A 23,030-nucleotide genomic window follows, 5' to 3' on the forward strand; every position below is an offset into this window, starting at 1 on the left:
TATTATTTCGAACCAAACAGATCCGTAAAGGTCTTCAGATCCTTGTCGGTATTCTTGAGAGCCTCGGCGGCATTGATGGGCAGAACCTTGATCGTATCACGTGCCGGGAAGCCGTCAGGCAGCTTCATGCCGTTGCGAGCCGGGATATAGCCGAGCTTGAGGAAACCTTCCTGGCCCTTTTCCGAGAGAACGTAATCGACGAACTTCTTGGCGGCATCGGCATTCTTGGCGCTGGCGAGAATGCCGACCGGCTCGGTCACGGCCGAAACGCCTTCGCTCGGGAAGACGAACTCGACCGGAGCACCCTTGGCCTTTTCGCGGATCGGCAGGTAATCGACGACCATGCCGTAAGCCTTTTCGCCCGAAGCAACGGACTTCAGCACCACGCCATTGCCGCCGGACGCGACAGCAGCATTGTCGGCGAGCGACTTGTAGAAATCCCAGCCGAGGCCTGGAACGGCGGCGAGCGTCTGGGCGTGGATGAGAGCGGCACCCGAGGCGAGCGGGCTCGGCATGGTCACGAGGCCCTTGGCTTCCGGCTTGGCAAGGTCTTTCCAGCTCGTCGGCTTCATGGCGGCCGACGTGTTGTACATGATGCCTGTCGTGATCAGCTTGGTGGAATAGTAATAGCCGTCGGCATCATAGAGCGCGGCATCGTAGTTAGCGGCTTCCGGCGACTTGTAGGCAAGCAGCTTGCCGTCTTCCTTCAGGCGCTCCAGCGTCACGACATCGGCGATCAGCAGGACGTCTGCAACCGGGTTGCCGGCCTGAATTTCAGCCTGCAGCTTCGCCATGATCTTCGGCGTGCCATCGCGCACCCAATCGACCTTGATATCGGGATTGGCGGCCATGAAGCCATCGACGGTCGCCTGCGCGTCTTCGTTCGGCTGGCTGGTGTAGAGAACGAGGTTGGCAGCGGAAGCCGGGATAGCGAGAAGGCTCGCGGCAAGAAGTGCTGCGGCGGAAACTAGAGTTTTCATGGAAGGAATCCTCGAATGATGATGCCCCTCCTTATTGGGGGTGTTTTACAGCGGTGTGACAGGAGACTGCAGCTCGGCTCCAGCCGGCGAAGCCGATATCCTCACACAATTTTCGATGAGAGACCTGCTGTCTTTGTCGATAGCGCCGCAAGATAATCTAAACTTAAGATTGCACGATATAGATCTCTATAAAACCAAGCCATTTTCAACAGCCTGGAGTTTGCATGAAGATCCGAATTGTAACCCTGCTTGCCTGTGCAATTCTCGCCGCATGTCAGACGGCAGACGGTAAAACGTCCAAAGATTTGAAGGATTATCCTGAGGCTTTAGCCTACAGGGACTGCATGTGGTCGCGCGCAGTTGCCTATGCTCCGCAGAACGGCTCGCCATTGGAATTGGGCTTGATCGCTGCCAACTCCTGCAGTTCCGCACGTCAGGCCCTGCTCGACGCCGTCAGCAAAAATGAAAGACCGGGTTTCATCCGCGAATTGTCGCGCCGGATTGAGCACAGCAACCGCTCGTTGCAGCGGATATGATCATCGCTGTGAGGACAAGGAAATAGCGCTGGTTGCGGGCAACATGCCTCGCGCTCGCATAGAAATCCGTTGTCTAATACGCTCGCACAGGCGTCGGCAAAGGCGTAAATTCACGCAGGCGTGAACAGCATCGCGCTTGCCTCGGCAGTCCGTTGCGGTACGTCAATCAGGCCATTTTCAAGAGGAGGAATTTCAATGGAATATCGTTTGCTCGGCCGTTCCGGCCTTAAAGTTTCCACCGTGACCATGGGCACGATGACCTTCGGCGGCGTCGGCTGGGCCAAGACCGTTGGTGATCTCGGCGTGCAGGAAGCCCGCCGCATGGTCGATATCTGCCTCGATGCCGGCGTCAACCTGATCGACACGGCCAATGTCTATTCCAACGGCGAATCCGAGCGCATCATCGGCGAAGTGTTCGGCGGTAAGCGTCCCGATGGCGTATTGCTCGCCACCAAGGCCCGCTTCGGCATGGGCGACGGTCCGAACGATCGCGGCCTGTCGCGCTATCACCTGATCCGCGAATGCGAGGCAAGCCTGCAGCGAATGAAGACCGATGTCATCGACCTCTATCAGGTCCATGAATGGGACGGTCAGACGCCGCTCGAAGAAACCATGGAAGCGCTCGATACGCTCATCAAGCAGGGCAAGGTGCGCTATGTCGGCTGCTCGAACTATTCCGGCTGGCACATCATGAAGGCGCTCGGCGTCGCCAATGAAAACAAGTACCAGCGCTTCGTCAGCCAGCAGATCCACTACACGCTGGAAGCCCGCGACGCCGAATACGAACTGCTGCCGATCTCGATCGACCAGGGCCTCGGCGTGCTGGTCTGGAGCCCGCTCGCCGGCGGCCTTCTCTCCGGCAAGCACCGCCGCAATGCCGCCGCTCCCGAAGGCACCCGCCAGTTCGCCGGCTGGACCGAACCGCCGATCCGCGACGAAAACCGCCTCTGGAACATCGTCGAGACGCTTGTCGCGATCGGCCAGGAACGCGGCGTTTCCGCAGCCCAGGTGGCGCTCGCCTGGCTGATCGGCCGCAAGGCGGTCACCTCGGTCATTATCGGCGGCCGCACCGAAGCCCAGTTCAAGGACAATCTCGCCGCCGCCGAGCTGAAACTGTCTGCCGACGAGCGCAAGCGTCTCGACGATGTCAGCGTGCCGCCGGTCATCTATCCCTATTGGCACCAGCTCAACACGGCCAACGAGCGGCTGAGCGAAGCCGACATGGAACTCTTCGCCCCGCATGTGAAGAAGTAAACTCTCCAAAACGTTGCATGGCGGGTAACCGGCGTCACAAAAGATGCAATTCCGCCATGCTATCGTGAACCTCGCCCCCACCACGAGGTTCATCATGCTCCGGAATTACAAGGTGCTGAAGGGTACGGCTTCGGCGCTCGCCCTTGACGACGACAACGATCCCCATATCGAAATTCGCCTCGAGGCCGGTGACGTCAGCTATCGCATCGCCATGAACGTGCGCTCGAAGGAATCGCCGCACGATCTGCTCTATGCGAATGTCATGGACTTCCAGCACGCGGAGCTGACGGCTGAGCTCGCCGCCTTGCCGATGGGCCTCACGGATATCAGGGGCGACCGGCAGGATCTGGCGATCGACTATGTGCGCGGCGGCATTATCGAGCGCGAGGACATGGATGTTGCGCCCTTCCAGCTCGACGGTCCGAAGAACGACCTGCGCGATTTTATCGAACCCATCGTACAGGAAGGCATCGCCGACAAGTCCATCCACTTCTACGCCTTCGGTGAAGCCTGGGGACCTGAGAACAACAAGCCGGACGAATATTTCGGATTCGAGCCCGGCAATGGCATCCACGACATCCACATGAACCAGGGTGACAGCGGCAGCTTCCGCGCCACCAACGCCCCCAATCAGGACGGCGCGCTGCTGATCCATTTTTCCGATGAGGATCACTGGGCGGCGATCTTCCTCGGCTTCCAGTCGCAGAACTGGAATACGGACGCCAATACTGGCCATCCTGTCGGCGACAACAGGGGCGGTCAGGGCCGCGGCGAAGGCACCCGCCGGCCGCAACCGATCGTCGCCTCGTCGCTGCGCATCATCGCCGCCATGATCAACCCGGTGAACCACCCTGACGGCACCGAGGACGAGACGGTGACGATCATCAACCGGTCGGACGTCGCCATGTCGATCGCGGGCTGGTCGCTGGAAGACGGCGAAGGCCGCCGCCAGAAGCTCTCGGGCTCTCTCGCATCGGGCGAATTCCGCACAATCACGCTTGACCCGGAAAATGGCGGCCCGCAGCTTGCCAACAAGGGCGGCGACATCATGCTCGTCAATGCCGACGGCGCGGTCGCCGACCGTGTCGGCTACGGCAAGAGCGAAACCGCCAACGAAGGCTGGACGACGATCTTCTGATCGCCGCCCATGCATCTCGACATATCAGCCGATCTCGCTGGCGATCAGCTGGCCGAGACGGCTAATGCCCTCCTCGATCATCCTCTCGTTGGCGCAGGAGAAGCTGACACGAAACGTGTTGGCGCCCGAACCGTCGGCAAAGAAAGCCCGGCCCGGAACGAAGGCGACCTTGGTGCTTTCGAGCGATTTGGCGAGAAGCTTCGCGCCGTCCATGCCCTCCGGCAGGGTGACCCAGATGAACATGCCGCCTTCCGGCTTCGTCCAGCTTGTGCCTGATGGCATGTATTTTTCAAGCGCCGACAGCATGCAATTCCGCCGCTGGCTGTAGGCGGCCCTGATCTTGGCGACCTGCGCGTCGAAACCACGCTCGGCAACTTCCGAAATTGCCATCTGGTTGATGGTCGACGAATGCAGATCCGCCGCCTGCTTCATCAGCACCAGCTTGCGGATGACAGGCGCATTGGCAACGATGAAACCGACGCGAAGGCCGGGCGCCAGTGTCTTGGAGAAGCTGCCGCAATAGATCGTGCGCGTATCGTTGATATGCCCCTTCCGCGCAATTTCCAGCGCCAGGATCGGTGGGATCGGATCGCCGTCATACCGCAGCGATTGATAGGCGGCATCTTCGATGACGGCGATGTCGAGCTCTTCGGCAAGATCGAGAACTTTCTCGCGACCCTCGCGATCGACAGTTTCGCCGGTCGGGTTGGAGAATTCGGCCGAGAGATAGGCGAACTTCACCTTGCCGCCCTTCTGGGCAGCCGCATCGCGATAGGAACCCGGCGTGCGGTTGCCGCCTGGTGTCAGCTGGTCGTAGGCGGGCTCATAGGCATTGAAGGCCTGCAGCGCGCCGAGATAGGTCGGCCAGGTGACGAGCGCCGTATCGTTGGGCGACAGAAACAGCTTGCCGAGATAATCGAGGCCCTGCTGCGAGCCTGAGACGATGAAGACATTCTCGAGTTCGCAGGGAATGCCTAAGTCGGCCATCTGCGTGACAAGCCATTCGCGCAGCGGCTTGTAGCCTTCCGATACCGAATATTGCAGCGCCGAGTTCACCGCCGCACTGTCGAAAATATCCGCATAGGCCTTCTTGAATTCCTGATCTGGAAACAGTGCCGGGTCCGGAATGCCGCCGGCAAAAGAGATGATATCCGGCCGGTCGAGAAGTTTCAGAAGCTCGCGGATTTCCGAAGCGCGCATCCGTGACGAGCGCGTCGCAAACATTGAATCCCAGTTCAGCATGGGGTTTCCTCATCTTTTTTTATGTTGTTTGCAGATCACCATGCCGCGCAATTTATGTCAACAATACTGACCTATTTTCTTGTCACTGTGACAAGTCGGTGATCCGGCAGTCCGACGCCTTGGCGCCAATCTCCAGGATTTCACGCAGCCAAACCGATGGTCTGCGTCATTGGCTCAACATTCGCCACATCGCTGAATTATTCGTCCGATCACGAGCAAAATCGGCTCATTCAGACCTTTCCAAAACCGGCCCGGCGGCAGTAGTGTGCCGGCCATTATTCAATGGACTATCAAGGTGCCAGCATGACCGCGACGTCGACCTCTCATGAAATCACAATCGAATTCCACAAGTCTCCCGTCTCCGACGCCGACCGCATCAAGGCACTGGAAACACCCGGCTTCGGCAAGATCTTCACGGATCATATGGTCCTGGCACGCTGGACCGCCGACAAGGGCTGGCACGATGCGAAGGTGACGGCGCGCCGCCCGCTGGAGCTCGACCCTGCAAGCGCCGTCCTGCACTACGCCCAGGAAATCTTCGAAGGCATGAAGGCCTACAAGGCGGACGATGGCCGCATCCTGCTCTTCCGGCCCGAAGAGAACGCCCGCCGTTTCGCGCAGTCGGCCGCCCGCATGGCGATGCCCGCCGTGCCGGAAGAACTTTTCCTGAAGGCGGTCGAAGAACTCGTCCGTGTCGACAAGAACTGGATACCCTCGGGCGATGCCAGCCTCTACCTGCGCCCCTTCATGTTCGCCAATGAGGCTTTCCTCGGCGTTCGCCCGGCCCAGGAATATATCTTCTGCATCATCGCCTCCCCGGTCGGCGCCTATTTCAAGGGCGGTGCCAAAGCCGTTTCCCTCTGGGTCGAAACCGCCTATACCCGCGCAGCCGCCGGCGGCACCGGTGCTGCAAAATGCGGCGGCAACTATGCAGCCAGCCTCGTCGCCCAGGCTGAAGCGGCCAAGAAGGATTGCGACCAGGTCGTCTTCCTCGACGCGGCAGAACATCGCTGGGTCGAAGAGCTCGGCGGCATGAACGTCTTCTTCGCGATGAATGACGGCTCGATCGTCACCCCGCCCCTCGGCGGCACCATCCTTCCCGGCATCACCCGTGCCTCGGTCATCGTGCTCGCCAAGGAAAAGGGCCTGCGCGTCGAGGAACGCCCCTATTCCTTCGAGGAATGGAAGGCCGATGCGGCGAGCGGCAAGCTCGTCGAAGCCTTCGCTTGCGGCACGGCAGCCGTGCTCGCGGGCATCGGCCTGGTTCGCCATGCCGACGGCGAATTCAAGGTCGGCGACGGCCAGACCGGCAAGCTGACATCAGAACTGCGCCAGCAGCTCGTCGGCCTGCAGAAGGGCGTCACCAACGACGAGCGCGGCTGGACCCGCCGCGTTCTCTGATCTCAATCCTGGATATCGGAAATGCTGCCGCGTTCCCGATAGCGATTCTCAGGTAAAACAGAACTTCGAAACCGGGCTTATCGCCCGGTTTTTTATTGCGGAAAACCACCCACCATTGACGGCAGCGAACCATGTTCTTACCCTATAGCGATCGATAGAGGAAAGGTAAGAATGGCAACAGCAACTCTCTCTGCAAAGTTCCAGATCTCCATTCCAAAGGAAGTGCGCGAGCAGCAGCACTGGTCCGCGGGCCAGGAATTCGTGTTCATCCCGAAGGGCAAAGGCGTTCTGCTCATCCCCGTCCCTGAACTCGCCGATCTCAAAGGCATCGCCAAAGGCGCCGACCCCGCCAACTATCGCGACAGGAAAGACCGTTTCTGATGCGCGTCGTCGATAGCTCGGCCTGGATCGAGTGGCTGACCCAGGGCCCTGCAGCGGATCGCCTGCAGGGTGAAATGCCCGCGCGGACAGAATGCATTGTCCCCACGATCGTCCAGCTCGAGCTCGCCAAATGGCTGGAGCGCGAACGCGGTGAGGACGCCGTCGATTCCTTTTTCGCCTATACCGCCACCTGCGTCATCGCGCCCCTTGATACGGCCCTCGGCCGCCGCGCCGCCGAAGTGTCGGCCAAGCGCAAGCTCGCGCTCGCCGATGCGATCATTTACGCCACGGCCGAATTGCACGATGCCGATGTCCTGACACTGGACGCTCATTTCAAGGATCTGGACCGTGTGGTCTATATCGGGAAGAATCCATGACCACTTCCTTCTACGACGACAACGCCGAAACTTACGCCGCTCGCGATCGCAAGCCGCCTACCGCAAGGCTCGATGCATTCCTCGCCGCACTACCCGAGAAGGCTCGCATCCTCGAACTCGGCTGCGGTGGCGGACAGGATTGCGCCTATATGCTGTCCAAAGGCTTCGACGTTACGCCGACGGATGGTTCGGCTGAGCTTGCTCGCCAGGCCGAGAAGCTGATCGGCAGGCCCGTCAAAATCATGCGTTTCGAGGAACTGTCCGCACATGAGGAATTCGATGGCGTCTGGGCCGAAGCGAGCCTCCTGCACGTACCTCGCGCAGATCTGCCCGGCATCCTCACTCTCATCCGTAGCGCCCTGAAGCAGGACGGCGTCTTTCATGCGAGCTTCAAGGCCGGTACCGCCGAAGGCCATGACAGCTTCGGGCGCTATTACAACTATCCTTCGATGGAATGGCTGCAGACATTGTTCGATGCCGGCGGCTGGAGGGATATCTCGATCAACGAGGTAGATGGCGGCGGCTATGACGGTAAACCGACCCGCTGGCTGCATCTTGCCACCCGCAAATGAAAAGGCCGGAGCTTTCGCCCCGGCCTCTCGTGATTACTGTCCTGAAGTCGCTTAGTTGACGGACTTGTCGACCAGCTTGTTCTTGCCGATCCAGGGCATCATGGCACGCAGCTTGGTGCCGACTTCCTCGATCTGGTGGCTGTCGTTCAGACGACGGATGCCCTTGAAGCGTGCGCCGCCGGCGCGGTATTCCTGCATCCAATCCGACGTGAACTTGCCGGTCTGGATGTCGGTCAGGACGCGCTTCATCTCGGCCTTCGTCTCGGCGGTGATGATGCGCGGACCGGAGACATATTCACCCCACTCGGCCGTGTTGGAGATCGAGTAGTTCATGTTGGCGATGCCGCCTTCATAGATCAGGTCGACGATCAGCTTCACTTCGTGCAGGCATTCGAAATAGGCCATTTCCGGAGCGTAGCCGGCTTCGGTCAGCGTTTCGAAACCAGCGCGGATGAGTTCAACGAGACCGCCGCAGAGAACGACCTGTTCGCCGAAGAGGTCGGTTTCGCATTCTTCGCGGAAGTTGGTTTCGATGATGCCCGAACGGCCGCCGCCAACGCCGCAGGCGTAGGAGAGAGCGAGTTCAAGTGCATTGCCGGAAGCGTTCTGGTGAACGGCAACGAGGCAGGGAACGCCGCCGCCCTTCTGGTATTCGCCGCGAACCGTGTGGCCCGGACCCTTCGGGGCGATCATGACGACGTCGACCGAAGCCTTCGGCTCGATGAGGCCGAAATGAACGTTGAGGCCGTGGGCAAACGCGATGGCAGCGCCGTCACGGATGTTCGGAGCAATCTCGGCCTTGTAGATATCGGCCTGCAACTCGTCCGGGGTCGCCATCATCATCAGGTCGGCCCAGGCGGCAGCTTCGGCAACCGTCATGACCTTGAAGCCGTCGGCTTCAGCCTTCTTGACGGTCGGCGAACCGGCCTTGAGCGCGATCGCGACGTTCTGGGCGCCGGAATCCTTCAGGTTCAGCGCATGGGCGCGACCCTGCGAACCGTAGCCGATGACGGCGACCTTCTTCGACTTGATGAGGTTGAGATCGGCATCACGATCGTAATAGACGCGCATTGAAATTCCTTCCCTTTTGCTTGTCTGTTGACTGTCAGAAAAGCGGTCAGCCGAGGATCGGCATCTCCGCCAGAACTTTCTCCGTGCCGTAGAGGCGCAGGAAGGCTGTCACCGCCTTCTCCGCCTGACGCGCGGTATCCTTGAGACCCGGCTCGCCGAGCAGCATGCGCACATGCAGGTCGGAAACGATGAGGCCGTATAACGTATGATAGGCTTCGTCGGCATCATGGAAGCGCAGCAGCCCTGCCCTCTTGCCGGCATCGATCAGTGCCATGGCGCGGCGGTCGATCTGCCGGCGGCCGCGTTCGAGCAAGAGCTTGCCGAGCTTGGAGCCGTCGCGATGCGAATCATGTGCACTGGCATGGCCGATCGCCAGCCGGTTGAGCGCCAGCGACACGTCGCCGGCCAGAACCTCGAGCAGGTCGCGGGCGAAAATCACGAGATGGTCGTGCAGGCTCGTATAGGTCAGCCGCTCGCCGCTGCGCTCGAACGTGCGCACCTTGCTCGCCTGATAGGCGATCATTGCAGACAGAAGACCGTCACGGTCGCCGAACCATTTATAGAGGCTTTCCTTGGAGCAGTTGGCCGCGCGCGCCACACCCGAGGTCGTCAGCGCTTTCTCCCCGCCATCGACGAGAAGCTGCAGCGCCTGCTCCAGAACAGCGTTCTGGCGTGGCGAAAACTCGCTCGGCTCTGCGACATCGACTGACACGGTTTCAACTCCCCATTTACGTACCGTACGGTACGGTTCGTGGCGTTTATGCGCCAGATGGCAGGCCCTCGTCAAGAGCCATCAGGAGATTTTTCATGTCATATGAAACAGCGGAATTCGGCTGTTCGAAGGCAGGCAAATAGCTGAACCTGAAAGCCAAGGAGAATCGCTCATGAAAACAACAGCCCTCACCGTTGCCCTGTCGCTTGCGCTTGCCCTTCCGACCCTTGCCGCCGAGACGCGCTGCGGCTGGATCCAGAACCCGACGCCCGGCAACTGGTGGCTGGACGATGCACAAAACACCTGGACGATCATGACGCAGGGCGGCAACGATGAACCCGAGGGCATGGACCTCATCCCCGACATCTCCGAGCGTGATTACGTCAAGACCAACGGCAATTACGGCTATGCCTGCGGCTGCATGAGCGTGGAGACCGACGGCGAGGAACGCATCACGCAGATCCTCTCCTTCCGCCAGCTGCCGCTTGCCAAGTGCCGCAACGACAAAGCGCTGAAATTTCCGGGCTGAGGCTTACTCGGCTGCTGCCATGACCTCCCGCGCGCCGTCGACATCGCGCGACGGCGACGCGCCGTAGAGGCGGCTATATTCACGGCTGAATTGCGACGGGCTCTGATAGCCGACGCGGTGGCCGGCAGTGCCGGCATCGAGCCGTTCCACCAGCATCAGCCTGCGCGCCTCGTGCAGGCGAAGCTGCTTCTGATACTGCATCGGCGTCATCGCCGTCACCGACTTGAAGTGGTGGTGAAACGACGACGCGCTCATGCTGACATGCTCGGCCAACTCCTCGATACGCAGCGGCCGGGCGAAATTCTCCTTCAGCCAGGCAACGGCGCGCGCGATCCGGTTGCTGTGGCTGTCGGCCGTCGCGATATTGATCAGCCGTTCGCCATCGGGGCCGGTCAGGATGCGATAAAGGATTTCCTGCTCGATCAACGGCGCCATGGCTGGAATTTCGCCTGGACGATCGAGCAAGCGCAGCAGGCGCACGGCAGCATCCAGAAGCTCCGGCGGCGCGACGTTGACCGTCATGCCGCGCTGCCCGTCGGTATGGGCGGCCGGACGCGGAATGTCGATGCGGCTCAAGAGCTCCAGCAGCTTTTCGGAATCGATTGCGAGCCCGAGACAGAGATGCGGCACCTCGGGGCTGGCCTCGGCGATGCGCCAGGCAACCGGCAGATCGAGCGAGGTCAGCAGATAGTCCCCGGTTCCGTAACTGATGAACTCATCGCCAAGGCGCAGGCTCTTGGCGCCCTGCAGCACAAAGGCAAAGCAGGGCTTGTAGCTGCTGTGCAGCGGATCGCTGGGATTGGAGCGGCGGCTGATGTGAAGATTGCCGATCGATGTACGAAACTCACCGTCACCAGGCGCAAACCGCATCGCGATATCGACGATTTCCCGATAGGGGCTGAAGGGCAATGTCATGCGGCAACTCTTTCTGTCTCAGGCCTGCGATCTGATCCCAATTTAAGACTGCTTTTCCATTTCGCAAACAGGTGGCCAGCTCACTTTTGCAGGATCGTGCAAAAAGCTGAGAGTATCGCTCTAACGCTGCTGCAAGGTTCCGCGCAATAGTTCAGCCACCCCTTTCACCCCACCCTCCCAAATCGGAAAGGAAGGCACCCATGCCTATTGCCAGAGGTTACGCCGCGACTGACGCTTCCAAGCCGCTGACCCCTTTTACCTTCGAACGCCGCGATCCTAACGAGGATGATGTCGTCATCGACATTAAGTTTGCCGGCATCTGCCATTCGGACATCCACACTGTCCGCAACGAATGGAAGAACGCTGTCTACCCGATCGTTCCGGGCCATGAGATTGCCGGCATCGTCAGGGCTGTCGGTTCCAAAGTGACGAAGTTCAAGGTCGGCGACCGCGTCGGCGTCGGCTGCTTCGTCGATTCCTGCGTCGGCTGCGCCACCCGCGACGTCGACCGCGAACAGTACATGCCGGGCCTCGTCGGCACCTACAACGAGTTCGAAGCCGACGGCAAGACCCGCACCCAGGGCGGCTATTCTGACTCGATCGTCGTCAAGGAAGGCTATGTCATGTCCATCCCGGACAACCTTCCGCTCGATGCATCCGCACCGCTTCTCTGCGCCGGCATCACGCTCTATTCGCCGCTGCGCCACTGGAATGCCGGCCCCGGCAAGAAGGTCGCGATCGTCGGCATGGGCGGCCTCGGCCATATGGGCGTCAAGCTCGGTGCGGCCATGGGTGCCGATATCACCGTGCTCTCCCAGACGCTGTCCAAGAAGGAAGACGGCCTGAAGCTCGGCGCCAAGGAATATTACGCCACCAACGATCCGGAGACCTTCACCAAGCTCCGCGGCGCCTTCGACCTCGTCATCTGCACTGTCAGCGCCGAGATCGACTGGAACGCCTATCTCGGTCTCGTCAAGGTTGACGGCGCCTTCGTCGTGGTCGGCGTTCCCGAAAATGCGATCCCGGTCCACGCCTTCTCGCTGGTCCCCGGCCGCAAGAGCATTTCCGGCTCGATGATCGGCTCGATCAAGGAAACCCAGGAAATGCTCGACTTCTGCGGCGAGCACAACATCGTCTCCGAAATCGAGAAGATCAACATCCAGCAGGTCAACGAGGCCTATGAGCGCGTGCTGAAGAGCGATGTGCGCTACCGCTTCGTCATCGACATCGCCTCGCTGGCAGCCTGATGAAACAAAAGGGCGGCTCTCGAGCCGCCCTTTTCATGTCCGTATCCTGCACTGATGGCGACAGCATCGTCAGAGCAACTGCCCGACAGGCTCTGCCCGTGGAGCTGGGTGCGGCGGCATGAGCGAATGCCCGATCATCCGCTCCCGAACGCGAGATTCTCCCCGTTCCCCCACGCATTCTCGCTGAGGCTGCAGCGACGAGAAGATCACAACCAGCCCTTCCCAAAGACCGAACTCCCCAAGTCTATCCAGCGCGCGCAATAAGTAACTGCCTGGATAAATGTTCTATTTACGACTCATTATGTCGCTCAGGCATATTTCGGCATATCAAAGCCAATGTATGTTCGCGATGCCTCATAAAGCAGTCAGTAATGGGCGGATATAATTGAAGTATCCGTAGTAGCATCCGGCTGCGTACATACGTCGGGCCGTCGATTTCGTATATCTGCAACTTCAGAAGACCGATGCTCAAAACGACGATCTAGACCTCCGTCGTACCTTTACTTTCTCGCATTGCCTGTAGGGACATTGCCGCAGCACTCCCTACGACGGCCGGCCTGCCTGACAGTAGCTGCGCGTCCTGCCTTGTCGCAACTTGATGGAAAAGGGGACTTCATCATGAATATATCGAAAAGCACCGGTGGAATAATGCTTGTCCTTGCCATGCTGGCCGCGACTGCAGGGCCGGGCCATGCCGATGTTGCAAAGATCGGCATCCTCTCCTGCGACGTCTCGAAGGGCGTCGGAGAGATATTGAGCCGCAAGCAGTCACTCAATTGTCAGTTCAAGCCCGATGGCGGACAGCCCGAAAACTACACCGGCAGCATCGATGAATATGGCATCGAGCTTGGCAAGGTGGATCAGGGCCATCTGATCTGGGGTGTCGCATCCGCAATGCGCGGCGTCCCGAAAGGCGCGCTTGCCGGCAAGTATGTCGGCGTCGGCGCAGGTGCATCCGTGGGCGTCGGTGTCGGGGCCAATGCGCTCGTCGGCGGCAACGATCAGTCTTTCTCTCTGCAGCCGCTTTCCGTTGACGGCGAAACCGGCATCAACATCGCAACCGGCGTGCTCCGGGTGACACTGACCACCTCCGAATAGACAACCCAACCGCAGCGAAAGGAATTGACATGCCTGAACTCATTCTCGCACGCCGAAATCTCCTTGCCGGAATGGGCGTCGCCTTGGCTGCAGGACCGGCGGCAACGCTTGCGGCCTCACCTGCCATGGCTAACCAGGGCAATATGGACGCGGCGATGCGTGCCCTCGAAAACGCTCTCGCTGCCTTGCGTCGCGCCACTCCCAACAAGGGCGGGCACAAGGAGCGGGCCGTCGGCCTCATCGAGCAGGCCATGGCCGAAGTGCAGGCAGGCATCGCCTATGCCGCCGAGCATGGTGGCGGCTAGGCGGCTACCGCATCGACCAGTGGCAATCAGCATCCCCAAAAGGAAGTTATCGATGACACGCACATCAACGATCGAACTGTTGCTTGCAGCTACTCTAGCGTTGCTCGGCGGCAGCGCTCTCGCTCAGGACGCAGCCCCGAAGCCGCATGTTCCGCTCGAGAAGACTGTCGGCCAGGTCAGTCGCCAGGGACCGGTCGCATCGCTGATCGTCGTCAATTCGGATGGCGCAAAGCTTGAAGGAGACAAGCTGACCCTGACGGGCGTCTCCTCAAACGCCATCATCTTCGCAGACCGGCCCGTCCGGGCGGCCGGCCATCTGGCAACGGACGAACTCGTCAAGCAATGGGGGACCGGACCTGACAATTTCGATGCGGATCCACCCAATGCCACGGTCTCCGTCCTCGGCGGTGGCTCAAACATTGCCGATGCTGTCGTCACGCTGAAATCGCCCAAGCTCGAGCGCACGACGCTGACTTTCGACGTTTCAGTGCTGGAAGGGAGCCTTGCCGGCGCCTCCGGACCTGCCGCCGTCTTCATCGATCATTGGCGCGGCTGGAACAATGCCGGCTGGTATGGCTTGGGCCTTGCGACAGGCGCCGCCTTTGGTCTGGCGGCCCGTCCGGGCTATGCAGCGCCCTACTATCCCCCTCCGTACTATCCGCCGGTCGAAGCCAACCCCTGCCCTCCCGGCTACTGGCTCGGCCCGTGGGGACATTGCCGCGACACGCCCTATCACGGCCGCCTGCCCAACGGCAGCTGGCAATAAGCCGGTATGAACGGGCGGGATAGAATTCCCGCCCTCGAGACACGTACAGTCATGCCCTACAGCCGCGCAATTTCCGGATAGCCCGGTAACATCCGTATCCAGCCGGAGTGGACGATATTTCGTCAGCGCCGGCTGTCGCGACTGGGTGCGCCTTTTGCTAGCCGTCGTCGCGCATCGTCTCGCGCTGGGTGATCAGCCGGGCGCTGTGCTGGCCGCTCATATAGATCCAGAACCAGTTCCAGGCGACGCTGAAACGCGAGCGGGTGCCGATCAGGAAGTAAATATGGGCAAGACCCCAGATCCACCAGGCAAGCCAGCCCTTGAGCTTGAAAAGGCCGAAATCGATGATCGCCGCACTCTTGCCGATCGTTGCCAGGCTCCCCTGATGGAAATATTTGAATGGCGCAGGCGCGGGTTTGCCGGACATGCGCGCCCGGATCACCTTCGCAACATAACCGCCCTGCTGCTTGGCAGCCGGCGCAATGCCCGGCACCGGCTTGCCATTCTCCTGGGTTACGGAGGCCGTGTCACCGATCACGAAGACATCCCGCAGGCCCGGTGCCGTCAGATCCTTTTCGACGATGGTGCGCCCTGCCCGGTCGGCCGGCACTCCAAGCCAGAGCGCCGCATGCGAGGCCTGCACGCCCGCCGCCCACACGATGGTCCGGCTCGGAATGAAGGCCTCACCCATGGTTACGCCATCGGCAGTGCACTGTGTCACCGGCGTTCCCGTCAGCACCTCGACACCGAGTTTTTCGAGCGCCTTCCGCGCATAGGCCGAGAGATCCTCTGCAAAGGCAGGCAGCACGCGTGGGCCTGCCTCGATCAGCACGACACGGGTCTTGCGCGTATCGATATTGCGGAATTCCTTGGGCAGCGTGAAATGCGCGAGCTCCGCAATAATGCCGGCAAGCTCGACACCAGTCGGGCCTGCGCCGACGATGGAAAAGGTCAGGAGCGCATCGCGCACCGCGGGATCGCTTTCCACTTCCGCCCGCTCGAAGGCAAGCAGCACGCGGCGGCGGATCGTCGTCGCATCTTCCAGCGTCTTCAGGCCGGGTGCGACCGGTTCCCATTCGTCATGGCCGAAATAGGCATGCGTGGCACCGGTCGCCAGCACCAGCGTGTCGTAGTTCAGCACCATGCCGCTGCGCAGCGTAACGGTCTTTGCTTGTGCATCGACGCCATTGACCTCGCCGAGCAGCGTCGTCACCTCGGGCCGGTCGGCATAGAGGTGGCGGATCGGCCAGGCGATCTCGGAAGTGGACAGGATCGTCGTTGCCACCTGATAGAGAAGCGGCTGAAAGAGATGATGGTTGCGCCGATCGATCAGCGTGATCTTCACGCCCGCCCCCTTCAACCCGTTGACGAGCTGCAGCCCGCCGAAACCGCCGCCGACAACGACGACATGATGTTCGCTCATGACCCTACCCTTTCGTCATTTCGCTGCAGCAAATGTCGCCTTTCACAGGAAGGATTCAACCGCCGTTTCAGCATGCCTGCCCACGACTTCAGGCATAGGAGACAGGTATGGAGGTGCCGCTCTTCATCAGTTCCATGGAGATCGAGGCAGAGACATCGAAAAGCTCGATGCGGCGTACGATGCGCTTGTAGATGACGTCGTAGTGCTCGACGCGCGGCAGCACGATCTTGAGGATGTAATCGTAGTTGCCGGTCAGCCGGTGCGCCTCGACGATCTCGGGGATATCGCTGATCGCCCGCCGAAAACTCTCGGTCCACTCGTCGGAATGATGTGCGGTCTTCACAAGCGCGAAGACGGTCGTCGGCACGCCCATCTTCTCCCGATCGAGCACGACGATGCGCCGCGCGATATGGCCGGTCTCTTCCAGCCGCTGGATGCGCCGCGAACAGGCGGAAACCGAAAGCGCCACCTGTTCGGCAAGCTCGGTCACGGAGATGCCTGCATTCTCTTGCAGGATATCGAGAATCCGCCTGTCGCGATCGTCGATCATGAAAAGTCCACGCTGAAATTTTGCAGAGAAATCGAAAATGGTGCAAAAGTATAGCACAGAACGATGCAAAAGAACAAACAACGCAAACACATCGCGCCCGATCTGCAGCATCATCAGGACATCAGAAAACACTCCAGGGAGCGAGCATCCATGAAAACAATCGGCCTCATCGGCGGCATGAGCTTCGAAAGTTCGGCAGTTTACTATCGTCTCATCAACGAAATGGTGCGTGAGCGCCTGGGCGGCCTAGCCTCTGCCGAACTGACCATGCATTCGGTGAATTTCGAAGAGATCGTTGCCCTGCAGAAGGCCGGCGCCTGGGACAAGGCTGCCTCGCGCCTCGGCGATGTTGCGTTGCGCCTGCAGATTGCCGGTGCCGATTGCGTGCTGATCTGCACCAACACCATGCATCTGATCGCGCCCGAGGTTGCGACACATATCTCCGTGCCGCTGATCCACATCATCGACGAGACCGCGAAGACGATTCACGCAGCAGGCTGCAAGCGCCCGCTGCTGCTCGCCACGCGCTACACGATGGAGCACGGCTTCTATACCGAGCGCATGAAGAGCCTCGGCCTCGACATCGTCGTGCCTGATGCCGCCGACCGCACCATCGTCCATGACATCATCTTCAACGAGCTCTGCGCCGGCAAGGTGCTCGACAGCTCGCGGGAAAAACTGATGGCCGTGATCGAACGCGCCCACGCCAAGGGCGCCGATGCCATCATCCTCGGCTGCACCGAGATCTGCCTGATCCTCGATCCCGATCATCTGCCCCTGCCCGGCTTCGACACGACGACGGTCCACGCCCGCGCCGCCGTCGATTTCGCGTTCGAGGGAGAACTCCCAAACGAAGAAGAAGACGCGGCCTGAGTCACCAATTTAGTTGACTCAGTCAAATAAAAGCAGCAGGGTTTCGATAGAACGCCGTGCGTCCATTCTGACGCACGGTGTTCTATCTCTTTGAATCTGCGCATCAGGCTTACCGAAAATCGAAACGGATTTTCGGGCCGATGCTGTAGGAGACCCTGCCATGACCGATATTGCCCTCATCGAGTCCGCCCGCGAATTCAATCGCTTCTACACGAACTTCCTCGGCCTTCTTAACAAGGCCTATCTCGATACCCCCTTCACGCTGACCGATGCGCGCGTGCTCTTCGAGATCGGCGCCCATGATGGCGTCAATGCCGGCGTCCTCGCCCGCGACCTGCAGCTCGATCCCGCCTATCTCAGCCGCATCCTCAAGCGCTTTCGCGAAGAACACTTCATTGAGGCAACGCCCGATCCGGCCGATCAGCGCAGCCAGATTCTGACTGTCACCGCCAGGGGTCGCGCCCAGTTCGAAGAGCTCGGCAGCCGCTCCAACGCCCAGATCGCCGCCCGCTTCAATACGCTCGCCGATGGCGAGCCGCAGGCCGCCATTGCCGCCATGCGAACGATCCGCGCGATCCTCGACCCTCAGGCAAAACCGGCAGCCCCCGTCATCCGCCCGCATCGCGCCGGCGATATCGGCTGGATCGTTCAGAGCCAGGGACGTTTCTATGCCGAGGAATATGGCTGGGACCTGCGCTTCGAGGGGCTGGTCGCCGACGTCGCCGGCAAGTTCCTCGCCAGTTTCGATCCCGAGATGGAATATTGCTGGATCGCCGAGCGCGGCGGCATCAATCTGGGCTCGGTGCTGATCACCAATGGTGGCGATGGCATTGCAAAGCTCCGCCTGCTCTATGTCGACAGGGCCGCCCGCGGTCTCGGTCTCGGCAGACAACTCGTCGACGAGTGCATCGCCTTCTCCCGCCGCAAGGGATACCGGCAGATTTCGCTCTGGACCAACGACTTCCTCCACACCGCCCGTGCCATCTATCAGAAGGCCGGCTTCCGGCTTGTCTCCGAAGAGAGACATCGCATGTTCGGCCCGGAAGCGAACGGCCAGACCTGGGTGCTCGACCTCTGATTTTGCTGCCTGGCAGAAATTTTACTTGATTTGGAAACGATCATTCCCTAATTAGGCGCCATGACCGTTGACACCCTCACACCTGACCCGAAAACCCGCAGCCGCGGCCGCCCGCGCGAATTCGACATGGACTCGGCACTCGATGCGGCTTTGCGCGTCTTCTCCGAGCGCGGCTACCATGCCGCCTCCATCAGCGAATTGACCGAAGCCATGGGCCTTGCCTCCGGCAGCGTCTACAAGGCTTTCAAGGATAAACGCGGCATCTTTCTTGCCGCCTTCAGACGCTATCGCCAGCTCGGCCGCGGCCGGCTGGAGACGAAGATCGCATCCGTAAAGACGGGCCGCGAAAAGGTCTTCCAGATGGTCCTGTATTACGCCGAGCTTTCCCACGGCGAAGCGGGCCTCAAGGGCTGCCTCGTCGTCGGTGGCGCAAACGACATTTCGCTGCTCGATGAGGAAGCCGCGGAACATGTGGCCGCCGCCTTTTCTGCTGATGAAAAGCTGATGGCCGATCTCATCCGCATCGGCCAGGCCGATGGCACGATCCCGTCAACCGTAGATGCCGATACCACGGCCCTCACATTTCTCTGCCTGACGAAGGGCTTTCGCGTCATCGGGAGGACGGGACGCGCCGAGAAAGAGATGATGGCTGCGGCCGAGGCCGCAATGCGTCTCGTAACTTGATGACAGAAATACCGTCATCCGGTCAGGGATCGGGTGGCGGCAAACGATAAAATTGCATTCAATCCTCCCAATCATTGCCTATTGGAGTTTCTGATGAGCGTTTCAGCCACCACTCAGGATGCGGCCTTGCCTCGCGCCCTATCCCCTTGGCTAACCTTCCTTTTTGCAGCCTCCTGCGGCTTCGTCGCCGCCAACCTCTATTACGGCCAGCCACTGGCAGGCCTGATCAGCGCCGATCTCGGTTTCTCGCCTGCCGCAACTGGCCTCATCGTCACGCTCACGCAGATAGGCTACGGTCTCGGCCTTCTGCTCCTGGTGCCGCTTGCCGACCTCTTCGAAAATCGTCGTCTCATCCTGACGCTGACTGTCGGCTCCGCACTTGCCCTCGTCGGCGCGGCATTCTCCTCCACGCCCGGCATGTTCCTGACGGCCTCGCTCTGTATCGGTCTCGCCTCGGTCGCAGCGCAGGTCCTCGTCCCCTTCGCCGCCAGCATGGCGCCGGACGCGACGCGCGGCCAGGTCGTCGGCAATGTCATGAGCGGCCTGCTCTGCGGCATCATGCTCGCCCGCCCCTTCGCGAGCCTCGTTGCCCAAGCCTCGTCCTGGCATATGGTTTATTACGTCACTGCAGCGGTCATGATCGCCCTCGGCATCGTGCTGCGCGCCAACCTGCCGGTCCGCGTCCCCCACACCAAGCTGCGTTACGGTGAGCTGCTGGCCTCCATGGGCCATCTGGCGGTGAACTCGCGCGTCCTGCAGCGCCGCGCCCTCTATCAGGCCGGCATGTTCGGCGCCTTCAGCCTGTTCTGGACGACTGCGCCGCTGCTGCTCGCCAGCCCCGCCTTCGGCATCTCGCAGAGCGGCATCGCTCTCTTTGCGCTTGCCGGTGCCGCCGGCGCCATTGCCTCGCCGATTGCAGGCCGTCTGGCCGACCGCGGCATGACGAAAGTCGCATCCACGCTCGCCATGCTGCTCGGCATGGGCTCCTTCCTCATCAGCCACTTCGCCACCGATGGCTCGCTGATGGCGCTCATCCTGCTGACGGCTGCTGCGATCCTCCTGGATTTCGGCGTGACCACCAATCTCGTCTGCGGCCAGCGCGCCATCTACGGGCTGAGCCCGGAACATCGTGGCCGCTTGAACGGCCTCTTCATGGCGACCTTCTTCACCGGCGGCGCCATCGGTTCGGCGCTCGGCGGCTGGGCCTATGCAACGGGTGGCTGGACGATGGCGGCCTGGATCGGCTTCTGCTTCCCGGCAGTCGCCTTCCTGTTCTTCCTGACGGAAGGCCGCGAGAGGTAATCATTTCCGGATCAGGCGGCTTGTCCGCCTGATCCCCTAAAGCAATTCCAGCAAAAGTGTGCAGCGGTTTTGCGTCCGGAATTGCGCTCTACACAGCATCGGCGTCGAAGCGAAGCCGGGCGGCCCGAACTCCGTCATGGTTCGCTTCGGCCCAGTTCAGAAGCTGCGACAGCGCCGTATAGAGCGAGCGGCCCAAATCGGTCATACGGTATTCCACGCTCGGCGGCTTCGTCGGAAAAACCTCCCGCTCGATATAGCCGTCGCGCTGCAGGTCACGCAGCGACTGGGTGAGCATGCGCTGGGAAATATCCGGGATCATCCGGCGCAACTCGCCGAAGCGATAGGGCTGCTTGGCGAGCGCCTCCAGAAGCAGGGTCGACCATTTGCCGCCGATCTGCTGCAACACATCCCGCACCGGACAATTGGTGAAATCCAAACTGGCAAGATCGATCTCGCGCCGCGCGCCGCCCTGCCCGTCCGCAGGTCCTGCCGACTGGCGCGTTCTATCCTTCAGGCTAACGATGGTTCCTGCCATGAGCTGGTTCCCTTTTGGTAACGAACTCCCGAAAAACTGCCTTCTTTACAGCCCCGGGTCAATTCCTATTCTAGCGTTACTCTCTTTTTGAGACCACCTGTCAACCACTGTAGAGGATATCATGAGCGAAACCATTCTCGTCACCGGCGCAGCAGGCCAGCTCGGCCAGCGTGTCGTCCATCACCTGATCGAAAGCTACAAGGTCGCTCCGGCGAACATCATCGCCGCGACCCGCAGCCCGGAAAAGCTCGCCGGTCTCGCTGCCAAGGGTGTCGTCACCCGCAAGGCGGATTTCGATGATGCCGCCGGCCTCGAAACCGCCTTTGCCGGCGTCGACCGCCTGCTGATCATCAGCACTGACGCGCTCGACACACCCGGCAAGCGCCTGATCCAGCATAAGGCCGCCGTCGCCGCCGCCGTCAAGGCCAAGGTGAAGCACATCACCTACACCTCGATGCCGGCCCCCGATAATTCGCTCGTCACCTTCGCGCCCGACCACCTCGGCACCGAAAATGCCATCAAGGAAAGCGGCATCCCCTACACGATCGTGCGCGACGCCTGGTATCACGACAACTACATGCACAGCATGCCGCACAATCTGCAGGCCGGAAAATGGTTCACCTCGGCGGGTGACGGCAAGATCTCGACCATCTCGCGTGACGACTGCGCACTCGCCATTGCCTCGGTTCTTGCAGCCGGCATCTCGGCAAGCGCCATCTACACGCTGACCGGCAAGCAGTCGTTGACATCAAAGGAAATCGCCGCCATCGCCACCGAGGCCACCGGCAAGCCGCTGGACGTCGTCACCGTGACCGACGAGCAGCTCGGCCAGGGCCTCCGCGGCGCCGGCCTGCCGGGCTTCGTTGCCGACATGCTCGTCTCTGCCGACGCCAATATCCGCGCTGGCAAGTTCGACATCGTCACCGATGACTTCACCAGGCTGACGGGCAAGGAACCGCAGTCGCTGAAGGATTACTTCATCGCCAACAAGGCCGCTCTCATCGCCTGAGCCGGCCCGCAGCATCGGCCCGAAGATCGGAATCGATTTTCGTAAGAGCGGCCTTTGTGCGTCCGAGTGGACGCACGCCGCTCGAATGCCCGCCCTTTCATCCACCGAGGGCGGGCCTTTCTTGTCAGATTTTCTGGCCGCATGCCCGGCAGAAGCGGCGTACCGTTTCCGCCATGCCATATTCCAGCGCATCGGCCGTCAGCCCGTGGCCGATCGAAACCTCGGCGAGATCGGGAATGCGCTTCACCAGCGCTGGCAGGTTGTCCACCGTCAGGTCATGGCCGCCATTGACGGCAAGGCCGAGGGCAAGCGCCGCATCCGCCGTCTTGCCGAGCCCTTCGAGGATCGGCCCCGCCCTTTCAGGCGCATCGTAGCAGCCGCCATAGGGGCCGGTGTAAAGCTCGATTCGGTCAGCACCCGTCGCTTTCGCGGCTTTCATAGCCTCCGCGTCGCCATCGCCATCGGCAAAAAGCGAAACGCGGAATCCCATCTTCTTCAGCCGTCCCACCACATCGGTCAGGAAAGCCTGATGCTTGCGGAAATCCCAGCCGTGATCGGAGGTCGCCTGCGAGGGATCGTCAGGCACGAGCGTCACCTGCTCGGGCTGGGCCTTGGCGCAGAGCTCCAGGAATTCCTCCGTCGGATAGCCCTCTATATTGAATTCGGCCTCCGGAAACTCGTCATCGATCAGGTTGCGAATGACCGGAAGGTCGGAAAAGCGGATATGCCGCTGGTCCGGCCGCGGATGCACGGTCAGGCCCGAAGCGCCGGCCTGCAGCGCGATGCGCCCGAGCCCTTCCACGCTTGGCCAGGGCAGGTCGCGCCGGTTGCGCAGCATGGCGATTGCATTGAGGTTCACGGAGAGTTTGGCGGGCATGGCGATATCCGTCTGGGGTGGGGACTGGCCCTGCTTTTAAGCCAAGGCGACAGCGAAGGCCAATCAGATTCGCGTATGCATTCATGCCTGGCCTTGATGGCCACGCCTCCCACGACGACCGGCATCATCAGCGTACCGGAAACAGTAATTTCCGTTCCCTTCGAAGATCATTCGT

26 protein-coding genes are annotated in these 23,030 nt (G+C 60.9%); 17 read left to right on the forward strand and 9 right to left on the reverse strand.

Translation table 11 applies throughout. From position 1 onward, the window contains the following. Positions 1–2: 2 nt before the first annotated feature. Positions 3–980: an ABC transporter substrate-binding protein gene (locus tag FHT93_RS07330; RefSeq protein WP_112969317.1), complete on the reverse strand. Its 978-nt coding sequence runs from the start codon at positions 978–980 to the stop codon at positions 3–5. A gap of 224 nt (positions 981–1,204) precedes the next feature. On the opposite strand from FHT93_RS07330, the gene FHT93_RS07335 reads away from it, so the two are divergent. From FHT93_RS07335 to FHT93_RS07345, 3 genes are all read left to right on the forward strand, one after another. Next, the gene (locus FHT93_RS07335; protein ID WP_183846902.1) at positions 1,205–1,516 is read left to right on the forward strand and encodes a hypothetical protein; all 312 of its coding nucleotides are present in this window, start codon (positions 1,205–1,207) and stop codon (positions 1,514–1,516) included. Between the two features lie 195 nt (positions 1,517–1,711). Beyond that, positions 1,712–2,770, forward strand: coding sequence for an aldo/keto reductase (locus tag FHT93_RS07340; protein WP_113147419.1), 1,059 nt, complete (start codon positions 1,712–1,714; stop codon positions 2,768–2,770). A gap of 94 nt (positions 2,771–2,864) precedes the next feature. Beyond that, entirely contained in the window at positions 2,865–3,908 is a 1,044-nt protein-coding gene (locus FHT93_RS07345; RefSeq protein WP_183846904.1) for a DUF2278 family protein, read from the forward strand. A 24-nt stretch (positions 3,909–3,932) separates the two neighbouring features. Here the strand turns inward: FHT93_RS07345 and FHT93_RS07350 are convergent, their stop codons facing one another. Beyond that, positions 3,933–5,150: a PLP-dependent aminotransferase family protein gene (locus FHT93_RS07350; RefSeq protein ID WP_183846906.1), complete on the reverse strand. Its 1,218-nt coding sequence runs from the start codon at positions 5,148–5,150 to the stop codon at positions 3,933–3,935. 303 nt (positions 5,151–5,453) lie between these two features. Here FHT93_RS07350 and FHT93_RS07355 point away from each other — a divergent pair, with 303 nt between their 5' ends. The 4 genes from FHT93_RS07355 (at position 5,454) to FHT93_RS07370 (ending at position 7,881) form a co-directional block, all read left to right on the forward strand. Next, on the forward strand, positions 5,454–6,551 hold the full coding sequence (locus tag FHT93_RS07355; protein WP_029616541.1) for a branched-chain amino acid aminotransferase: 1,098 nt from the start codon (positions 5,454–5,456) through the stop codon (positions 6,549–6,551). Positions 6,552–6,722: 171 nt separating this feature from the next. After that, on the forward strand, positions 6,723–6,932 hold the full coding sequence (locus FHT93_RS07360; protein ID WP_112546792.1) for an AbrB/MazE/SpoVT family DNA-binding domain-containing protein: 210 nt from the start codon (positions 6,723–6,725) through the stop codon (positions 6,930–6,932). Further along, complete coding sequence (locus FHT93_RS07365) at positions 6,932–7,309, forward strand: type II toxin-antitoxin system VapC family toxin (RefSeq protein WP_183846908.1); 378 nt, start codon at positions 6,932–6,934, stop codon at positions 7,307–7,309. Before FHT93_RS07360 ends, FHT93_RS07365 begins: the two co-directional genes overlap by 1 nt. After that, entirely contained in the window at positions 7,306–7,881 is a 576-nt protein-coding gene (locus tag FHT93_RS07370; RefSeq protein ID WP_113115134.1) for a class I SAM-dependent methyltransferase, read from the forward strand. The genes FHT93_RS07365 and FHT93_RS07370 overlap by 4 nt, the downstream gene beginning before the upstream one ends. Before the next feature lie 51 nt (positions 7,882–7,932). Here FHT93_RS07370 and ilvC read toward each other — a convergent pair whose 3' ends face one another. Continuing rightward, positions 7,933–8,952 carry a ketol-acid reductoisomerase gene (gene ilvC / locus FHT93_RS07375; protein WP_018115625.1) on the reverse strand — a complete coding sequence of 340 codons (1,020 nt, stop codon included), beginning with the start codon at positions 8,950–8,952 and terminating at the stop codon, positions 7,933–7,935. Positions 8,953–8,998: 46 nt separating this feature from the next. Beyond that, entirely contained in the window at positions 8,999–9,664 is a 666-nt protein-coding gene (locus tag FHT93_RS07380; protein ID WP_018115626.1) for a TetR/AcrR family transcriptional regulator C-terminal domain-containing protein, read from the reverse strand. A gap of 172 nt (positions 9,665–9,836) precedes the next feature. Between FHT93_RS07380 and FHT93_RS07385 the strand changes: the two genes are divergently transcribed. Continuing rightward, positions 9,837–10,193, forward strand: a complete 357-nt coding sequence (locus tag FHT93_RS07385) for a DUF4087 domain-containing protein (RefSeq protein WP_018115628.1) — start codon at positions 9,837–9,839, stop codon at positions 10,191–10,193. A 3-nt stretch (positions 10,194–10,196) separates the two neighbouring features. Here FHT93_RS07385 and FHT93_RS07390 read toward each other — a convergent pair whose 3' ends face one another. Further along, a complete protein-coding gene (locus tag FHT93_RS07390; protein WP_112969311.1) occupies positions 10,197–11,108 on the reverse strand; it encodes an AraC family transcriptional regulator in 912 nt (303 codons plus the stop codon). 200 nt (positions 11,109–11,308) lie between these two features. Here FHT93_RS07390 and FHT93_RS07395 point away from each other — a divergent pair, with 200 nt between their 5' ends. The 4 genes from FHT93_RS07395 (at position 11,309) to FHT93_RS07410 (ending at position 14,524) form a co-directional block, all read left to right on the forward strand. After that, the gene (locus FHT93_RS07395; RefSeq protein WP_018115630.1) at positions 11,309–12,355 is read left to right on the forward strand and encodes an NAD(P)-dependent alcohol dehydrogenase; all 1,047 of its coding nucleotides are present in this window, start codon (positions 11,309–11,311) and stop codon (positions 12,353–12,355) included. A 618-nt stretch (positions 12,356–12,973) separates the two neighbouring features. Then, positions 12,974–13,453 carry a DUF992 domain-containing protein gene (locus tag FHT93_RS07400; protein WP_113148504.1) on the forward strand — a complete coding sequence of 160 codons (480 nt, stop codon included), beginning with the start codon at positions 12,974–12,976 and terminating at the stop codon, positions 13,451–13,453. 29 nt (positions 13,454–13,482) lie between these two features. Then, the gene (locus FHT93_RS07405; protein WP_018115632.1) at positions 13,483–13,758 is read left to right on the forward strand and encodes a hypothetical protein; all 276 of its coding nucleotides are present in this window, start codon (positions 13,483–13,485) and stop codon (positions 13,756–13,758) included. A gap of 52 nt (positions 13,759–13,810) precedes the next feature. Then, positions 13,811–14,524, forward strand: a complete 714-nt coding sequence (locus tag FHT93_RS07410; RefSeq protein WP_183847608.1) for a hypothetical protein — start codon at positions 13,811–13,813, stop codon at positions 14,522–14,524. A gap of 157 nt (positions 14,525–14,681) precedes the next feature. Here the strand turns inward: FHT93_RS07410 and FHT93_RS07415 are convergent, their stop codons facing one another. Continuing rightward, the gene (locus FHT93_RS07415) at positions 14,682–15,947 is read right to left on the reverse strand and encodes an NAD(P)/FAD-dependent oxidoreductase (RefSeq protein ID WP_183846910.1); all 1,266 of its coding nucleotides are present in this window, start codon (positions 15,945–15,947) and stop codon (positions 14,682–14,684) included. Between the two features lie 88 nt (positions 15,948–16,035). Beyond that, a complete protein-coding gene (locus FHT93_RS07420; protein WP_029616542.1) occupies positions 16,036–16,497 on the reverse strand; it encodes an Lrp/AsnC family transcriptional regulator in 462 nt (153 codons plus the stop codon). A gap of 150 nt (positions 16,498–16,647) precedes the next feature. On the opposite strand from FHT93_RS07420, the gene FHT93_RS07425 reads away from it, so the two are divergent. From FHT93_RS07425 to FHT93_RS07440, 4 genes are all read left to right on the forward strand, one after another. Beyond that, positions 16,648–17,370, forward strand: coding sequence for an aspartate/glutamate racemase family protein (locus FHT93_RS07425; protein WP_183846911.1), 723 nt, complete (start codon positions 16,648–16,650; stop codon positions 17,368–17,370). Between the two features lie 160 nt (positions 17,371–17,530). Beyond that, positions 17,531–18,448 carry a bifunctional helix-turn-helix transcriptional regulator/GNAT family N-acetyltransferase gene (locus FHT93_RS07430; RefSeq protein ID WP_112546783.1) on the forward strand — a complete coding sequence of 306 codons (918 nt, stop codon included), beginning with the start codon at positions 17,531–17,533 and terminating at the stop codon, positions 18,446–18,448. A gap of 60 nt (positions 18,449–18,508) precedes the next feature. Further along, a complete protein-coding gene (locus FHT93_RS07435; RefSeq protein ID WP_183846913.1) occupies positions 18,509–19,132 on the forward strand; it encodes a TetR/AcrR family transcriptional regulator in 624 nt (207 codons plus the stop codon). A 93-nt stretch (positions 19,133–19,225) separates the two neighbouring features. Continuing rightward, entirely contained in the window at positions 19,226–20,434 is a 1,209-nt protein-coding gene (locus FHT93_RS07440; RefSeq protein WP_183846915.1) for an MFS transporter, read from the forward strand. A gap of 88 nt (positions 20,435–20,522) precedes the next feature. On the opposite strand, the gene FHT93_RS07445 is transcribed toward FHT93_RS07440, so the two are convergent. Then, the gene (locus FHT93_RS07445) at positions 20,523–20,969 is read right to left on the reverse strand and encodes a helix-turn-helix domain-containing protein (protein WP_112969306.1); all 447 of its coding nucleotides are present in this window, start codon (positions 20,967–20,969) and stop codon (positions 20,523–20,525) included. 121 nt (positions 20,970–21,090) lie between these two features. Between FHT93_RS07445 and FHT93_RS07450 the strand changes: the two genes are divergently transcribed. Next, positions 21,091–21,978, forward strand: a complete 888-nt coding sequence (locus tag FHT93_RS07450) for an SDR family oxidoreductase (protein ID WP_183846917.1) — start codon at positions 21,091–21,093, stop codon at positions 21,976–21,978. Between the two features lie 124 nt (positions 21,979–22,102). Here the strand turns inward: FHT93_RS07450 and FHT93_RS07455 are convergent, their stop codons facing one another. Next, positions 22,103–22,855 (reverse strand): pyridoxine 5'-phosphate synthase, encoded by a 753-nt coding sequence (locus FHT93_RS07455; protein ID WP_183846918.1) that lies wholly within the window; start codon positions 22,853–22,855, stop codon positions 22,103–22,105. Positions 22,856–23,030: the final 175 nt, after the last annotated feature.

The sequence above is a fragment of the Rhizobium sp. BK379 genome, from assembly GCF_014193955.1.
In the GTDB taxonomy this organism is placed as follows: Bacteria; Pseudomonadota; Alphaproteobacteria; order Rhizobiales; family Rhizobiaceae; genus Rhizobium.

What these genes read in the sequence shown, in the direction of transcription:
- FHT93_RS07330 (WP_112969317.1), bottom strand. Translation starts at nt 980, where the DNA reads ATGAAAACTCTAGTTTCCGCCGCAGCACTTCTTGCCGCGAGCCTTCTC.
- FHT93_RS07335 (WP_183846902.1), top strand. Translation starts at nt 1,205, where the DNA reads ATGAAGATCCGAATTGTAACCCTGCTTGCCTGTGCAATTCTCGCCGCA.
- FHT93_RS07340 (WP_113147419.1), top strand. Translation starts at nt 1,712, where the DNA reads ATGGAATATCGTTTGCTCGGCCGTTCCGGCCTTAAAGTTTCCACCGTG.
- FHT93_RS07345 (WP_183846904.1), top strand. Translation starts at nt 2,865, where the DNA reads ATGCTCCGGAATTACAAGGTGCTGAAGGGTACGGCTTCGGCGCTCGCC.
- FHT93_RS07350 (WP_183846906.1), bottom strand. Translation starts at nt 5,150, where the DNA reads ATGCTGAACTGGGATTCAATGTTTGCGACGCGCTCGTCACGGATGCGC.
- FHT93_RS07355 (WP_029616541.1), top strand. Translation starts at nt 5,454, where the DNA reads ATGACCGCGACGTCGACCTCTCATGAAATCACAATCGAATTCCACAAG.
- FHT93_RS07360 (WP_112546792.1), top strand. Translation starts at nt 6,723, where the DNA reads ATGGCAACAGCAACTCTCTCTGCAAAGTTCCAGATCTCCATTCCAAAG.
- FHT93_RS07365 (WP_183846908.1), top strand. Translation starts at nt 6,932, where the DNA reads ATGCGCGTCGTCGATAGCTCGGCCTGGATCGAGTGGCTGACCCAGGGC.
- FHT93_RS07370 (WP_113115134.1), top strand. Translation starts at nt 7,306, where the DNA reads ATGACCACTTCCTTCTACGACGACAACGCCGAAACTTACGCCGCTCGC.
- ilvC (WP_018115625.1), bottom strand. Translation starts at nt 8,952, where the DNA reads ATGCGCGTCTATTACGATCGTGATGCCGATCTCAACCTCATCAAGTCG.
- FHT93_RS07385 (WP_018115628.1), top strand. Translation starts at nt 9,837, where the DNA reads ATGAAAACAACAGCCCTCACCGTTGCCCTGTCGCTTGCGCTTGCCCTT.
- FHT93_RS07390 (WP_112969311.1), bottom strand. Translation starts at nt 11,108, where the DNA reads ATGACATTGCCCTTCAGCCCCTATCGGGAAATCGTCGATATCGCGATG.
- FHT93_RS07395 (WP_018115630.1), top strand. Translation starts at nt 11,309, where the DNA reads ATGCCTATTGCCAGAGGTTACGCCGCGACTGACGCTTCCAAGCCGCTG.
- FHT93_RS07400 (WP_113148504.1), top strand. Translation starts at nt 12,974, where the DNA reads ATGAATATATCGAAAAGCACCGGTGGAATAATGCTTGTCCTTGCCATG.
- FHT93_RS07405 (WP_018115632.1), top strand. Translation starts at nt 13,483, where the DNA reads ATGCCTGAACTCATTCTCGCACGCCGAAATCTCCTTGCCGGAATGGGC.
- FHT93_RS07410 (WP_183847608.1), top strand. Translation starts at nt 13,811, where the DNA reads ATGACACGCACATCAACGATCGAACTGTTGCTTGCAGCTACTCTAGCG.
- FHT93_RS07415 (WP_183846910.1), bottom strand. Translation starts at nt 15,947, where the DNA reads ATGAGCGAACATCATGTCGTCGTTGTCGGCGGCGGTTTCGGCGGGCTG.
- FHT93_RS07420 (WP_029616542.1), bottom strand. Translation starts at nt 16,497, where the DNA reads ATGATCGACGATCGCGACAGGCGGATTCTCGATATCCTGCAAGAGAAT.
- FHT93_RS07425 (WP_183846911.1), top strand. Translation starts at nt 16,648, where the DNA reads ATGAAAACAATCGGCCTCATCGGCGGCATGAGCTTCGAAAGTTCGGCA.
- FHT93_RS07430 (WP_112546783.1), top strand. Translation starts at nt 17,531, where the DNA reads ATGACCGATATTGCCCTCATCGAGTCCGCCCGCGAATTCAATCGCTTC.
- FHT93_RS07435 (WP_183846913.1), top strand. Translation starts at nt 18,509, where the DNA reads ATGACCGTTGACACCCTCACACCTGACCCGAAAACCCGCAGCCGCGGC.
- FHT93_RS07440 (WP_183846915.1), top strand. Translation starts at nt 19,226, where the DNA reads ATGAGCGTTTCAGCCACCACTCAGGATGCGGCCTTGCCTCGCGCCCTA.
- FHT93_RS07445 (WP_112969306.1), bottom strand. Translation starts at nt 20,969, where the DNA reads ATGGCAGGAACCATCGTTAGCCTGAAGGATAGAACGCGCCAGTCGGCA.
- FHT93_RS07450 (WP_183846917.1), top strand. Translation starts at nt 21,091, where the DNA reads ATGAGCGAAACCATTCTCGTCACCGGCGCAGCAGGCCAGCTCGGCCAG.
- FHT93_RS07455 (WP_183846918.1), bottom strand. Translation starts at nt 22,855, where the DNA reads ATGCCCGCCAAACTCTCCGTGAACCTCAATGCAATCGCCATGCTGCGC.